18 protein-coding genes and 4 tRNA genes are annotated in these 13103 nt (G+C 73.5%); 15 read left to right on the forward strand and 7 right to left on the reverse strand.

Going from position 1 to position 13103, the window contains the following annotated elements:
- Positions 1-76: 76 nt before the first annotated feature.
- From QRT03_RS11830 to QRT03_RS11840, 3 genes are read left to right on the forward strand one after another with little or no spacing between them, the layout of a single operon-like run.
- Entirely contained in the window at positions 77-559 is a 483-nt protein-coding gene (locus tag QRT03_RS11830) for a cation:proton antiporter regulatory subunit (protein WP_286052971.1), read from the forward strand.
- Between the two features lie 5 nt (positions 560-564).
- On the forward strand, positions 565-1734 hold the full coding sequence (locus QRT03_RS11835) for a cation:proton antiporter (RefSeq protein ID WP_286052972.1): 1170 nt from the start codon (positions 565-567) through the stop codon (positions 1732-1734).
- A 20-nt stretch (positions 1735-1754) separates the two neighbouring features.
- On the forward strand, positions 1755-2141 hold the full coding sequence (locus QRT03_RS11840) for a hypothetical protein (RefSeq protein ID WP_286052974.1): 387 nt from the start codon (positions 1755-1757) through the stop codon (positions 2139-2141).
- 1 nt (position 2142) lies between these two features.
- Here the strand turns inward: QRT03_RS11840 and QRT03_RS11845 are convergent, their stop codons facing one another.
- Positions 2143-2382, reverse strand: a complete 240-nt coding sequence (locus tag QRT03_RS11845) for a hypothetical protein (RefSeq protein ID WP_286052975.1) — start codon at positions 2380-2382, stop codon at positions 2143-2145.
- Positions 2383-2464: 82 nt separating this feature from the next.
- Here QRT03_RS11845 and QRT03_RS11850 point away from each other — a divergent pair, with 82 nt between their 5' ends.
- From QRT03_RS11850 to QRT03_RS11885, 8 genes are all read left to right on the forward strand, one after another.
- Positions 2465-3121 carry a class I SAM-dependent methyltransferase gene (locus tag QRT03_RS11850; RefSeq protein ID WP_286052976.1) on the forward strand — a complete coding sequence of 219 codons (657 nt, stop codon included), beginning with the start codon at positions 2465-2467 and terminating at the stop codon, positions 3119-3121.
- 108 nt (positions 3122-3229) lie between these two features.
- Positions 3230-4435: an oxidoreductase gene (locus QRT03_RS11855; protein WP_286052977.1), complete on the forward strand. Its 1206-nt coding sequence runs from the start codon at positions 3230-3232 to the stop codon at positions 4433-4435.
- Between the two features lie 55 nt (positions 4436-4490).
- Positions 4491-5150 (forward strand): NADPH-dependent F420 reductase, encoded by a 660-nt coding sequence (locus QRT03_RS11860; RefSeq protein WP_286052978.1) that lies wholly within the window; start codon positions 4491-4493, stop codon positions 5148-5150.
- 125 nt (positions 5151-5275) lie between these two features.
- Positions 5276-5422 (forward strand): hypothetical protein, encoded by a 147-nt coding sequence (locus QRT03_RS11865; protein ID WP_286052980.1) that lies wholly within the window; start codon positions 5276-5278, stop codon positions 5420-5422.
- A 7-nt stretch (positions 5423-5429) separates the two neighbouring features.
- A complete protein-coding gene (locus QRT03_RS11870) occupies positions 5430-6401 on the forward strand; it encodes an NADPH:quinone oxidoreductase family protein (RefSeq protein WP_286052981.1) in 972 nt (323 codons plus the stop codon).
- 20 nt (positions 6402-6421) lie between these two features.
- The gene (locus QRT03_RS11875; RefSeq protein WP_286052983.1) at positions 6422-7210 is read left to right on the forward strand and encodes an alpha/beta fold hydrolase; all 789 of its coding nucleotides are present in this window, start codon (positions 6422-6424) and stop codon (positions 7208-7210) included.
- A gap of 30 nt (positions 7211-7240) precedes the next feature.
- The gene (locus tag QRT03_RS11880; protein ID WP_286052984.1) at positions 7241-7420 is read left to right on the forward strand and encodes a hypothetical protein; all 180 of its coding nucleotides are present in this window, start codon (positions 7241-7243) and stop codon (positions 7418-7420) included.
- Entirely contained in the window at positions 7420-7866 is a 447-nt protein-coding gene (locus QRT03_RS11885) for an OsmC family protein (protein ID WP_286052986.1), read from the forward strand. The genes QRT03_RS11880 and QRT03_RS11885 overlap by 1 nt, the downstream gene beginning before the upstream one ends.
- Here QRT03_RS11885 and QRT03_RS11890 read toward each other — a convergent pair.
- The 6 genes from QRT03_RS11890 to QRT03_RS11915 all read right to left on the reverse strand — a co-directional run bounded on the left by QRT03_RS11890 (position 7863) and on the right by QRT03_RS11915 (position 10801).
- The gene (locus QRT03_RS11890; protein WP_286052988.1) at positions 7863-8609 is read right to left on the reverse strand and encodes an IclR family transcriptional regulator; all 747 of its coding nucleotides are present in this window, start codon (positions 8607-8609) and stop codon (positions 7863-7865) included. The two genes, QRT03_RS11885 and QRT03_RS11890, sit on opposite strands and share 4 nt — an antisense overlap.
- Positions 8610-8665: 56 nt before the next feature.
- On the reverse strand, positions 8666-9712 hold the full coding sequence (locus QRT03_RS11895) for a COG4315 family predicted lipoprotein (protein ID WP_286052990.1): 1047 nt from the start codon (positions 9710-9712) through the stop codon (positions 8666-8668).
- 317 nt (positions 9713-10029) lie between these two features.
- Positions 10030-10101, reverse strand: a tRNA-Val gene (locus tag QRT03_RS11900).
- A gap of 1 nt (position 10102) precedes the next feature.
- Positions 10103-10174: transfer RNA gene (locus QRT03_RS11905), tRNA-Cys, on the reverse strand.
- Positions 10175-10214: 40 nt separating this feature from the next.
- Positions 10215-10287: transfer RNA gene (locus tag QRT03_RS11910), tRNA-Gly, on the reverse strand.
- 94 nt (positions 10288-10381) lie between these two features.
- Positions 10382-10801 (reverse strand): SsgA family sporulation/cell division regulator, encoded by a 420-nt coding sequence (locus QRT03_RS11915; protein ID WP_286052992.1) that lies wholly within the window; start codon positions 10799-10801, stop codon positions 10382-10384.
- 305 nt (positions 10802-11106) lie between these two features.
- Here QRT03_RS11915 and QRT03_RS11920 point away from each other — a divergent pair, with 305 nt between their 5' ends.
- The 4 genes from QRT03_RS11920 to QRT03_RS11935 all read left to right on the forward strand — a co-directional run bounded on the left by QRT03_RS11920 (position 11107) and on the right by QRT03_RS11935 (position 13100).
- Positions 11107-11691 (forward strand): sigma-70 family RNA polymerase sigma factor, encoded by a 585-nt coding sequence (locus QRT03_RS11920; protein ID WP_286052993.1) that lies wholly within the window; start codon positions 11107-11109, stop codon positions 11689-11691.
- Positions 11688-12476 carry an anti-sigma factor gene (locus QRT03_RS11925; RefSeq protein WP_286052994.1) on the forward strand — a complete coding sequence of 263 codons (789 nt, stop codon included), beginning with the start codon at positions 11688-11690 and terminating at the stop codon, positions 12474-12476. The genes QRT03_RS11920 and QRT03_RS11925 overlap by 4 nt, the downstream gene beginning before the upstream one ends.
- A gap of 37 nt (positions 12477-12513) precedes the next feature.
- The gene (locus QRT03_RS11930; protein ID WP_286052995.1) at positions 12514-13008 is read left to right on the forward strand and encodes a TIGR02611 family protein; all 495 of its coding nucleotides are present in this window, start codon (positions 12514-12516) and stop codon (positions 13006-13008) included.
- A gap of 20 nt (positions 13009-13028) precedes the next feature.
- Positions 13029-13100, forward strand: a tRNA-Val gene (locus QRT03_RS11935).
- The last annotated feature ends 3 nt before the right edge of the window (positions 13101-13103 follow it).

Raw genomic sequence — 13103 nt, forward strand, 5'->3', positions numbered from 1 at the left:
GGGCCGTTCGTCACGGAAGATCGTGATGAACGGCCCGTTCGTGCGTTCCGCGGGCGGACGGTTAGCGTGGGCAGACGTGGACGTCGAGGTCACCAGACTGCCGGGGATCGGCACGAAGCAGGAGTTCGTCACGGGTGACGGGCGCCGGGTCGGGGTGCTCACCCACCGCGACGGGCACCGGGAGCTGCTGCTCGCCGGCCGGGACGACCCGGACGCGTGCGTGGCGACCGTCCCGCTCTCCGAGGCCGAGTGCAACGCGCTGGGCACCCTGCTCGGCGCACCGAACCTCGTCGCGCAGCTGCAGGACCAGCAGCGCGAGGTCGAGGGCGTGAGCACCGCGCAGTTCCCCATCACCGACGGCTCGCCCTACGCGGGCCGCCCGCTCGCCGACACCGCGATGCGGACCCGGACGGCCACGTCGATCGTGGCGGTCGTCCGGGATCACGTGGTCTCGCCCTCGCCGCGCCCGGACTTCGTCTTCGCCGCCGGGGACCTGGTGGTGATCGTCGGCACCGGGGACGGGCTGAAGCAGGCCGCGGAGATCCTCGAGAACGGCTGAGGGGAGTGGACACCGCCCTCGCCCTCGAGGAGCTCGGCGCCCTGTTCTTCGGGCTCGGCGTCCTCGGACGGCTCGCCGGCCGCATCGGGATCTCGCCGATCCCGCTCTACCTGCTCGGGGGGCTGGCGTTCGGTCAGGGCGGCCTGCTGCCGCTCGAGGGCATCGAGGGGTTCACCGAGCTCGCGAGCGAGGTCGGCGTCGTCCTGCTGCTCCTGCTCCTCGGCCTGGAGTACTCGGCCTCGGACCTCGTGGGCGGGCTCAAACGCTCGTGGCTCGCCGGGATCGTGGACATGGTCCTCAACGCGACCCCGGGCGCCCTCGCCGCGCCGATCCTGGGCTGGGGCCCGGTCGGGGCGCTCGCGATGGCCGGGGTCACGTGGGTGTCGTCGTCCGGGATCATCGCCAAGGTCCTCGCCGACCTCGGCCGCCTCGGCAACCGGGAGACCCCCGCCGTCCTCTCCGTGCTCGTCATGGAGGACCTCGCGATGGCGCTCTACCTGCCCATCACGACGGCGGTCCTGGCCGGCCTGAGCTTCCTCTCCGGAGCGCGCACGGTGGCGATCGCGCTGGTGCTGCTCGTCGTCGTGCTCGTGGTCGCGCTGCGCTTCGGCGGCGCGGTGTCGGCGGTCGTCGACTCGCCCACCTCCGAGGTCTTCCTGCTGCGCGTGATCGGGGTCGCGCTGCTCGTCGCCGGGGTCGCCTCCCAGCTGCAGGTCTCCGCCGGCGTCGGCGCCTTCCTGCTCGGGATCGCGATCAGCGAGGACACCGCGGAGAACGCGACCCGGGTCCTGAGCCCGCTGCGCGACCTGTTCGCCGCGGTGTTCTTCGTCGTGTTCGGCCTGAACACCGACCCGGCCCAGATCCCCGCCGTCATCCCGGTCGCTCTGGTGCTGGCCGTCGTCACCACCGCCACGAAGATCGGTGCCGGCTGGTTCGCCGCGCGTCAGTCCGGGGTCGGCTCGCTCGGGCGGTGGCGGGCCGGGGCGGCGCTCGTGGCGCGCGGGGAGTTCTCGATCGTCATCGCCGGGCTCGCGCTGAGCTCGGCCGCGATCGACCCGGAGTTCGCGCCGCTCGCGACGACCTACGTGCTGCTCATGGCGGTCCTGGGCCCGGTCCTCGCCCGCGTCGTGGTCCCGGTGCACGCCGCGGTGTCGACCCGTCTGCGTGCCGCGTGACGATCCGGGTACACCGGATCATGACCCTGACCTCGTCCTCCTCGAAGGCCCCCTGGCTCGCGCGCGTGCTCGGCGTCGCGACGGCGGCGTACAGCGTCGCGATCATCGCGAAGCCGGAGCTGTTCGCCCGGCCCACGAAGCTCGCCCGGGATGGCGACGAGCTCTCCCGCGGCACCACGATCGGCATCCGCGCGCTCGGCGGCCGGGACCTCGCCTGCGGGCTCGCCATGGCCCTCGCCCCCGAGGGCCAGCCGCTGCGGACGGCCACGGCCGTGCGCGTCGGCTCGGACGTGGTCGACCTGGTGCTGCTCGGGACGAGCCTGCCCGACCGGGAGGCGCGGACGAAGTCCGTGGCCGTCGCCGGAGGATGGGGCGCGCTGTGCGCGCTGGGCTGGTGGCTGGCCTGAGTCAGACCGACTCGGCGTCGGCGGGCTCCGGGACCGGCTCGACGCGCAGGTGGTAGACACCGGCTCCGTCGGTGAGCGGGTGCAGGTCGTAGTGGTGCACGACCTTCGGACCGTCGTGGAGGTGGGTGTGGGTCACCGTGGGCAGCGGGGCGCCGTGGCGGGCCTCGCGGACCTCGACGCGGCCGTCGAGCGGGCCGCCGAGGAAGAGCAGCACGGCGTCCGCGTCGTCGTTCTCGGACATCATCTGCCTCCCTGGCCCCTCGCGACTTCGCCACAGGGTAGGTGGGGACGACGCGCGGCGCTGCGTCCGTCCGGGGTATCCCGTGACGACGGGTGACCACGAGGTGACCGAGGGCGAACTGGATGACCAGGTCACGAGCTGGACGGCGTCCGGCACCGCCCCGTTGGTGCCGGAGGTGACGTTGCTCCTGGCCGACGACATCCACCGCACCTGGTCGGAGACCGACGAGGAGGCCCCGCCGTTCTGGGCCTTCGCGTGGGCGGGCGGCCAGGCCCTGGCGCGACACGTGCTCGACCATCCCGGGCTCGTCGTCGGGAAGAAGGTCCTGGACCTGGCGAGCGGTTCCGGTCTCGTGGGGATCGCCGCGCTGCGGGCGGGGGCGTCGGCGGTCGTCGCCTCCGACCACGACGCCCGCGCCCGGGTGGCGACCGCCCGCAACGCCGCCCTGAACGGCGTGGCGGTCGAGGTCGTGGGCGACCTCATGACGGGGGAGGGGCCGGAGCTCGACGTCGACGTGATCCTCGCCGGCGACGTGTTCTACGAGCAGCCGATGGCCCGGTTGATGCTGGACTTCCTCGACGAGGCGACCGGCGTCGGGATCGACGTCTACGTCGGCGACCCCGGCCGGGAGTACCTGCCGCGGAAGCGCGTGGAGCCGCTCGCGACCTACGAGGTGCCCGACACCACCGACCTCGAGGGTCGGGCGGTCACGCCGACGACGGTGCACCGCCTCCTGTGAGCAGCGGGCTCACGGAGGGATACATGGATGCAACGTCGGCAGGCGTTGACGGCAACGATTGCGCACAACTCTGACGGCGAGTCCCTCCGACGACCCGAAAGGCCCACCGTGACCGATCTCTTCACCCCGTTCACCCTCAAGGGCGTGACGCTGCGCAACCGCATCGGGATGTCCCCGATGACGCAGCACGCCTGCGAGGACCGCAGCGGGAAGATGAACGACTATCACGTGATGTACCTCGGGGCCCGCGCCGCCGGCGGCTTCGGGCTGGTCTTCCCGGAGCAGGTCGCGATCGTGCCGGAGGGGCGCACGACCGTCGACTGCGCGGGCATCTGGGACGACGACCAGGTCGAGGGCCACGCACGGGTCACCGCGATCATCAAGCGGCAGGGCGGCGTCGCCGGGATCCAGCTCGGCCACACCGGCCGCAAGGGCAGCGAGGTCGCCGCGCACGACCGCGTCGGCGAGTACGGCCCCGGCGCGCAGTTCCCGCCGGACCACGACCGCGGCTGGCAGACCGTCGGCCCGTCGAACGTCCCCTACGGCGGGGACCACCCCTTCGACGTGCACGCGCTGACCGTCGACGAGATCCGGGGCCTGCACCGGTCGTACGCCGACGCCGCCCGCCGCGCCGCCGACGCCGGCTACGAGTGGCTCGAGATGCACTTCGCCCACGGCTACCTGGGCGCGGAGTTCTTCTCACCCCTGGCGAACCACCGCGACGACGAGTACGGCGGGTCGCTGGAGAACCGGGCGCGGTTCCTGCTCGAGGCCCTCGACGCCGTCCGGGAGGTCTGGCCCGAGCGGCTGCCCCTGACGATGCGCCTGGGCTCCGACGACTTCCACTCGCAGGGCGTGCAGTTCGAGGAGTCCGTGCAGGCGGTCGCGTGGATGGCCGAGCACGGGCTCGACGCGGCCGACATGAGCCTCGGGTTCAACACCGACGACATGGAGACCAAGCCGCCGATGAACGACCCGGGCTTCATGCTCGAGCGGTCCGCGCGGGTCAAGCGCGAGGTCGGCATCCCGACCGTCTGCTCCTGGAACCTCGGCGTCCCGCAGAACGCGAACCGCGCGATCGAGGCCGGGCTCACCGACGTCGTCCTGCTCGGGCGTCCGGCGCTCTCCAACCCGCACTGGCCGCTGTGGGCGGCCCGCGAGCTCGGGCACGAGGCCCCCTTCTCGATGCTCCCGGACGACTGGCGGCACTGGCTGGAGAACTTCCGTGGCCACGCGGCGTCGATCGGGCTGCCGCCCGCCGGCGTGTGGGCCCCGGAGCCGGAGGACGAGATCGCGATGCTGCGCTCGGCGTGATCCGGGGAACCGGCACCGGCGGAATGCCGGTGCCGGGCCCCGGGTTGGCCTGCGCATGAGGATCGGCATCATCGGTGCGGGCTTGATCGCAGGGACGTTGACGCGGCGGCTGACGGCGCTGGGCCACGAGGTGCGGGTGGCGAACTCGCGCGACCCCGAGACGCTGGCGGACCTGGCCGCGGAGACCGGGGCGACGGCGGTGTGGGCGAAGGACGCGGCGCAGGACGCGGACCTCGTCGTCGTCAGCATCCCGCAGAAGGCGACCCCGGACCTCCCGCCGGGGGTCGTCGCGACCGCGAAGCCGGGCGCGCCCGTCGTCGAGACCAACAACTACTACCCGCAGCGCGACGGCCGGATCGACGCGATCGAGGACGGCATGCCGGAGAGCGTGTGGGTCTCCGAGCAGCTCGGGGTGCCGGTGTACAAGGCGTTCAACGGCATCTACTGGAAGCACCTGCTGCAGAACGGCAAGCCGAAGGGCGAGCCCGGGCGCATCGCCCTGCCGGTCGCCGGGGCCGACGGGCCGGGCAAGGACACCGTCCTGGCGCTGGTCGACGAGCTCGGGTTCGACCCGGTCGACGCAGGGCCGATCGAGGAGTCCTGGCGCCAGCAGCCGGGCACGCCGGTCTACGGCGCGGACCTCGACGCGGACGGCGTGCAGAAGGCGCTGGCACTGGCGCCGCCGGAGCGGCCGGCGGAGTTCCGCGCGGCCTGAGTGACCTACTCCATCCGGTCGAGTTCGTGACGATTCCCGTGCGGCGTCCGTCCCACTCGTGAGTGCGGCGGTCGGATGCTCTCCGACCGCCGCCCACGAACGGGCCGCCGACGGAGGAGACCACGATGAGCACGACGGAGCGGACGAGCGAGCGGACGAGCACCCCGACGTGGTTCGGCGTCGCGCTGACGCCCAGCACGATCCGCGGCCTCGTGGCCCTCGCCGTCGTGCTCGTGATCTACCTCGTCGGCGCGATGTGGCCTGGGGCATGATCGCCCCATGCGCGCAGTGCAGGTGAGCAAGCTGGAGGGTCCCGAGGCCCTGGAGGTCGTCGAGCTCGACGAGCCGGTCGCGGGGGAGGGCCAGGTCCTCGTCGACGTCGAGGCGGCCGGGGTCGTGTTCCCCGACCTGCTGCTCACCCGCGGCGAGTACCAGATGCGCCCCGAGCTCCCCTTCACGCTGGGCTCCGAGGTCGCCGGCACCGTCCGCACGGCGCCGGACGGGTCGGGCTTCGCGCCGGGCGACCGGGTCGCCGCCCTGTGCGTCGTCGGCGGATTCGCCGAGACCGTGGTGGCGCCCGTCGACCAGACCTTCCCGCTGCCCGACGGCGTCTCGTTCGACGTCGGCGCCGGGCTGCCGATGAACTACCTGACCGCCGAGTTCGTCCTGGCCCGCCGCGGCCGCCTCGCGGACGGCGAGACGGTGCTGGTGCACGGCGCGGCCGGCGGGGTCGGGATCGCCTGCATCCAGTTCGCGAAGGCGCGCGGCGCGACGGTGATCGCGGTGGTCTCCACCGAGGGCAAGGCCGAGGTCGCCCGGGCCGCCGGCGCCGACCACGCCGTCATGGTCGAGGGCTTCAAGGACGCGGCCCTGGAGATCACGGGGAAGCGCGGGGTGGACGTCGTCGTCGACCCGGTCGGCGGTGACCGGTTCACCGACTCGCTGCGCTCGCTGAACCGCGGCGGCCGGCTCGTCGTCGTCGGCTTCACCGGTGGCGACATCCCGACGGTGAAGGTGAACCGGCTGCTCCTGCGCAACACCGAGGTCGTCGGCGCCGGCTGGGGCGAGTGGGCCTGGAACAACCCCGGCTTCATGCGCGGGCAGTGGGACGACCTCGCCGACGACATCGCCGCGGGCCGCCTCGCGCCGCCGGTCAGCGCCACCTACCCGCTGGCCCAGGCCACTGCGGCCGTGAACGAGCTCGCCGAGCGCCGCGTCACCGGGAAGGTCGTCGTCCACCCGCGGGGGTAAGTCCCGCTACGGTCCGACCCATGCTCGCCCACAGCCGCTCCGGCACCGGAGAACCGTTGTTCCTCGTTCACGGCATCACGCACCGCCGGCAGGGCTGGGACCCGGTGATCCCGCTGCTCGAGCGCGAGCACGACGTCATCGCCGTCGACCTCCCCGGGCACGGCGAGTCGGCCGACGTCGACCCCGCGTTCGACGGGTCGATCTCCTACCTGGTCGAGGCGGTCGAGGGCCTCGCGGCTGATCTGGGGATCGACCGCCCGCACGTCGCGGGGAACTCGCTGGGCGGGCTGATCGCGCTCGAGATGGCGGCGCGCGGTTCGGTGCGGTCCGCGACGGCGCTCTCGCCGGGCGGGTTCTGGTCGCCGGTCGGCCGGGCGTGGGCGAAGGGACTGCTCGGCGGCGCCTCGAAGGTCCTCCAGACCTGGCCCCGCGAGCGGCTCGACCGCGTGCTCGCCTCGCCGGCCGGTCGGTACGCGTTGCTCAGCGCGCTCGTCGCGCATCCCGGCCGCGACCACTACGCCTCGATGGGCGACGACCTGCAGGGTCTGGCCCGTCCCCGCGAGGGGTTCGCGACGATGCTCGCGACGCTGGAGAAGTGGACCGTCCCCCGGCGCGCGGACGTACCGACGATGGTCGGCTGGGGCTCGCGCGACCTCCTCCTCCCGCGCGCGCAGATCCGCCGGCTGCGCCGCGTGCTGCCCGACGCCCGGGTGGTCGTGATGCCCGGCTGCGGCCACGTCCCGATGGCCGACGACCCGGAGCTCACCGCCGAGCTGATCCTGGGCACCGCCCGGGTCGCGCGGGCATGAACGGGTGCGCATCCGTGGCAGAGTGACGCCGTGGCCCACGAGAACGAGTGGTACTACTGCCTGAAGCACAAGACGGTGGAGCCGTACGACGGCTGCCGCGCGGCCGACCGCCTCGGCCCCTACCCCGACCCCGACACGGCGGCGCGGGCGCTCGAGATCGCCCACGAGCGCACCGAGGCGGAGGACCGACGGGACCGCGAGGAGCGGTAGTGGCGCACGAGTACCGGCTGGCGGTGACCTGGGCGGAGGACCCGGGCACCGTCGACTACCGCTCGTACACCCGCGACCACGTCGTGACGGCGGGCGGCAAGCCGGCCCTGGAGGGCTCGGCGGACCGGGCGTTCCGCGGGAACGCGGCGCGGTGGAACCCCGAGGAACTACTGGTGGCGGCGCTGTCGGAGTGCCACCTGCTGAGCTTCCTGCACGTGGCGGCCGAGGCGGGGCTGGTCGTCACCGCGTACGCCGACGCACCGGTGGGGCGGATGACCAAGGACGACGACGGCGGGTGGTCCTTCGAGTCGGTCGTCCTGCATCCCACGGTGACGGCGACCGGTGACGCCGACCTGGAGACGCTCCACCACGCCGCGCACGAGGCGTGCTTCATCGCCCGCAGCGTGGCGTTCCCCGTGACGGTGGAGCCGGCCGACGCGGGTTAGCGGTACCAGAGCCGGTGGGCCGTGCGGGCCACCTCGGTGACGGCACGCACCGTCTCGGCGTGGCACGTGGCGAGCTGCCGGGTGGGCATCGAGACCGCGAGGCACGCGGCGACGCGCCCACCCGGGTCGGCGACCGGTGCGGCGACGCAGCTGAAGCCCTCCGCGAACTCCTCGCGGTCCAGGGCGTAGCCGTCCCGCCGGATCGCGGCGAGCTCGACGTCGAGGGTGGTCGGGTCGGTGATCGTGGACGCGGTGAAGCGGGTCCACGTGCCGCCCTCGAGGCGGGACCGGCGTGCGGACGAGAAGGCCATGAGGACCTTCGCCGCGGCCACGGCGTGCGCCATCGACGGCGGCACGCGGGCGGGGAGCTCGGGGATCCGGGCCAGCCGCTCGTGCCCGCGGGCGTCGAGCAGGTCGACGTGGTCGTCGTCGGTCCACTCGGCGAGATAGGCGCGCGCCCGCGTGCGACGGTGCAGCTCGGTGACGGCGTCCGCGAGCATCGTCGGGACCTCGGAGGCCCGCCGCACCGGACCGTCACCCCCTGACGGGCCGGGCCGCATCCGGTACGAGCCGGTCGGGGTCTGCTCGACGTAGCCGCCCGCCACGAGGGCGTCCACCGACTCCCGAGCCGCCTCCGCCGCGCGGCCGAGGTGCCGGCCCGCGCGGCGGAGGTCGAGACCGTCCGGGTTCGCGGCGAACAGGCGCAGCGCGCGGAGCATGCCCGGGGGCGTCGCGGTCGTCACGCCCCGGAGTCTAGGTTGCTCTGCGTGATGCGCTGCTGAGCTGTTCGAGTGAAGGTTCAGTAGCCGGACGATGCGCCTGCGTCGCCGTAGCCGGACTCGCCACCGGCGGCCGATCCGCCGTTCGACTGACCGGTGCTCGCCTGCCCGCCACTCTGCCCAGCACCGGCCGCCGGGGCGTTCCCGGCGACGGCCTTGCCGTCCGGACCCACGGCCTTCCAGGTCCCGCCCACGCCGTTGCCCGCGGTCTCGCCGGGCCCGGCGTCCTTGCCGTAGCGGTAGAGCGGCCAGCCGTTCAGGGTCAGCTGCTTCGTGCCGTCGGGACGGTCGACGGTGCCGACGCGGCTGGCGTCGATGCCCTTGAGCCACGGGTCCCCGTCGGAGGCGAGGACCGGCGGCCACTGCTCGGCGCAGGTGCCCGTGCACGTGGCGGCGGCCGGCTTGTTCGAGTCCTTCGTGTACTGGTACAGCGTGTAACCATCGCTGGTGGCGACGGTGCCGAGCGGCGTCTGCCGGGTCGCGAGGTTCGCTCCCGTGAGCGACGTCGGGGCGGCCGCGCCGGCGCCCGCGGTGGGCGTGACCGCCTGGTCCGAGGTGCCCCAGTGCGCGATCGCGACGTAGCCCGCCGCGCCGGCGGCCACGGCACCGGCGGCGACGAGGGCGAGCAGCATCTTCCGCCCGGTCCCGCCGCGCCCGGCCCGGCGGTGCGTGGAGGTGGGGAGCGGGCCGCTCGGGTGCTCGTCGCGCGGCTCGGCGTACTCGACGTCGTCGGCCAGGCGGCGCCGCACGGTCGGCGCGGCGGTGTCGCGGCCGGCCGGGTGGGCGTAGGCCTGCGGCCCGGACAGCGGGCGGTCCTGGCTGCTCCAGCTCCCGGTCGACGGCGGACGCGCGCCGACGGGCTGCGGGCCGGAGTACGGGTGGGCCGGCCCGCCGTACTGCCCGACCGGCTGCGGGATCGACTGTGGACCGGAGACGGGGCCGCCGTAGGGGGCCGCCGGGTAGCCGCCGGTGCGGGGCGCGGCGTCGTGACCGTCGTACCGACCCGCCTCCCGGGGCACGGGCATGCCGAACTCCGGTCGGGGGTCCTGCTGCAGGTCGGGGCGCATGGGGGACGTACCTCCGGTCGCTGGGGAGCGGTGCGCGCCGCGGGAGTCGGGGGTGTCCCGCGGCGGCAGCGACGACGTTAGGCACGACGGCCGTCCCGACCCCCGCTTGCTGAGAGCGAGCGGGTGCTCACGCCGGGCAGGGGCGCTCGTCGCGCGGCGAACGGCGGATGAATCTTCCGGACGGCGGGTCGGATTACTCCGACTGCCGAGGTCACGGTTCAGAAACGGCGGCCGCGTGCCGTTCGCCGTCCGAACCCGCCCGACCCGGCGTCAGGAACGACAAAGGCCCTGGTCACGAGTGTGACCAGGGCCTGTTGTGGGCGATACTGGGATTGAACCAGTGACCCCTACCGTGTCAAGGTAGTGCTCTCCCACTGAGCTAATCGCCCGAGGCGGAGGCGGGAATCGAACCCGCGTACAGGGCTTTGCAGGCCCTTGCCTAAGCCACTCGGCCACTCCGCCGGGATCCTCGGAGCCAGCAGCCCGAGGGGCCTGCCTCCCGAGCGGACGACGGGACTCGAACCCGCGACCCTCACCTTGGCAAGGTGATGCGCTACCAACTGCGCTACGTCCGCATGTCACCGGCGAGAACTTCCGGAGAACGTTCTCCCTGCCGATGACGTGAACTCTACTGCATCGTGCGCGCCCCCCGCGGAGGGGGGTCGAAGATCAGCTCGGGTCCGTGGAGAGCAGCAGGCCGAGGGCGTGCTCGAGGTCCAGCCAGTCGTCCTCGGAGCCGGGCTCGATCACCTCGTGGGTCCGCTGGAGGAACTCCGAGACCTCACGGGCGAGCGCGCGGAAGGTCGCGTGACCCGACGGCGAGGAGAGCTCGATCTCCACCGACTCGCCCTCCGAGGGGCGGATGCGGACGTCGCCGTCGCCGGCGGTGTCGATGAGGCCCTCGGTGAGGAGGTCCCGCGAGAAGACCCACTCGACCCAGCCGGCGCGACCGGTCCGGAAGGCGGCCTGCACCGCGTAGGGGTCGCGGGTGTCGTACCGGAGCTCGACCTGCACCGGGACGGGCGGGTTCGGCGGACCGATGAGGTCGAACACCGCCGTGGACCGGATCGTGACGTGGTCGTTGTGCATTCGAAGGCTGCCTTTCGCGCACGCTGCTGTCGAAGAGGGGAACGACCGGCGGCCGAGCCTGTGACGCCGGTTCACCCGGCTCACGCACCGAGAGCATCTTAGGAGTACCCGGTCGAGGCCTTACTCGGTCCGCCTCCGTGACGACGCACCCTCCCCGCCGGAGCGCCCCCCGGTACCCGACCGCACTAACCTGGGCGGCGTCCGACCCGGACACGGCAGCGCGAGGAGGTGGGGGAACCGTGGCGGAGGCGCCGCACGGCCGTTCTGACGCGACTGCGGAGCGTGACGAGCCGTCCGATGCGGCAGTGGCGGACGCCACATTGCTGCAGGCCGTGACCGAGCGCGCACCGAGAGCACTCGACGCCTTCTACGACCGGTTCTCCCGACGGGCCTACGGGCTCGCCCGCCGGATCTGCGTGGACGAGACGCTCGCCGAAGAAGTCGTCCAGGAGGTCTTCCTCCAGGTGTGGCGCCAGCCGGACCGGTTCGACCCGTCCCGGGGCAGCGTCGCGACCTGGCTCATGACGATGGTCCACCACCGCTCCGTCGACGCCGTGCGCCGCGAGTCCACCCGCCGTAAGTACACCGTCCCCCCGGCGGAGGACGGCGAGGAGTGGAGCGCGCAGGACCGCGCGGGCACCGCGCCGGGCGCCGACGAGACGGCCCTGGACCGGGTCGTGGCCGGCCACGTGCGGGAGGCCCTCGGCGAACTCCCGGCCGAACAGCGGGAGGCGCTGACCCTCGCGTACTTCGGCGGTTTCACCCAGCGAGAGGTCGCGAGCATCGCGGGCGTCCCGTTGGGCACGGTGAAATCGCGCATGTTCACCGCCGTCCGCACCCTGCGCGGGCTGCTGGACGGTCGCGTCGACCGGGGGGAGGGGACCGCATGAGGGCGACGCCCGAGGGCCACCCCGAACTCGCCGTGGCGTGGGCGCTCTACGCCCTGGCCCCGGAGGAGGCGGCCGAGTTCTCCGAGCACCTCCCCGAGTGCTCGGCCTGCCGGACGATCGTGGCCGAGACCGAGGACGTCGGCGCCCTGCTCGCCACGGCGGTGCCGGAGGAGGAGCCGCCGCCCGCGTTGCGGGACCGGATCCTGGCGGCGGCTGCGGATGACAGCGAAGCGTCGTCGCTGTCGTCCAGTGACAGTGACGCCGCTTCGTCGACCGTCGTCCCGCTGCGCCCGCGGTGGGTCCGGCGTGCCGTGGCCGGGGTCGCGCTCGCGGCCGCGGTGGCGCTCGTCGTCGTGATCGGCGGGCTGGTGAACGCGAACCGCGACCTCGCCCGGGAACGGGACACCGCGGCGGCGCAGGCGGCGCAGAGCCGGCAGGTCGTCGAGCTCGTGGACGCCGCGTCGCGCACCCCGCACACCGTGCTCGCGACCCCGCAGGGTGGGTTCGTCGGCCTCGTCGTGGACCGCGGCGCCGGGCCGGAGTTCCTCGCGACCGGACTGCCGGCGAACGCCGCCGACCAGACCTACGTCCTCTGGGGACTCGAGGGCGGACGACCCGTCGGACTGGGGACGTTCGACATGTCCGGTTCGGCGCCCGTGGCGTCTTCCGTACCCTCGACGGGGACCGGTGGTCGTTACGCCGGGTTCGCGGTGTCCCTCGAGCCCGGGCGTGCGGTGCCGGCCGCGCCGACGCAGATCGTCGCGAGCGGTCAGCTGGCGGGCTGACCCCTCGCCCGAGCACCGACGACACCGAGGAAGGCCGATGTCTGCCGGGACCCCCGAGGGCACCACGTCCGAGCGTCCGTCCGCGCCCGGCACCGGCGCGCCCACTCCTCGTCAGGGCCGCCTGCACGCCCTGCGCGTGCGCCTGCGGGCCTTCCGCATGAAGGTCCGCGCCCGGCCGTCGTGGAACCTCGCGTGGCGCATCGGGATCGGTGTGCTCGGCGGCGTGGTCCTGATCCTGGGCGTCATCGCGATCCCGTACCCCGGCCCCGGCTGGCTGATCGTCTTCACCGGCCTCGGCATCCTCGCGACGGAGTTCGAGTGGGCCGGGCGCGTCCTGCGCTTCGCCCGGCGCTATTACGACCGGTGGGTCGCGTGGGTCAAGCGCCAGAACAAGGTGGTCCAGCTGCTGCTCGCGCTGGCGACCTGCGCGGTGGTCCTGGCGACGTTGTGGCTGCTCGACGCCCTGTGGATCGTCGCCAAGTTCGTGGGCCTCGGTCACTGGACCTGGCTGCACAGCCCGATCCTCGCGTGAGTTAGGCTGATCCCTGCTGCGGGCGATTAGCTCAGGGGGAGAGCGCTTCGTTCACACCGAAGAGGTCACTGGTTCGATCCCAGTATCGCCCACGC

Source organism: Actinomycetospora termitidis (genome assembly GCF_030286555.1).
GTDB lineage: Bacteria > Actinomycetota > Actinomycetes > Mycobacteriales > Pseudonocardiaceae > Actinomycetospora > Actinomycetospora termitidis.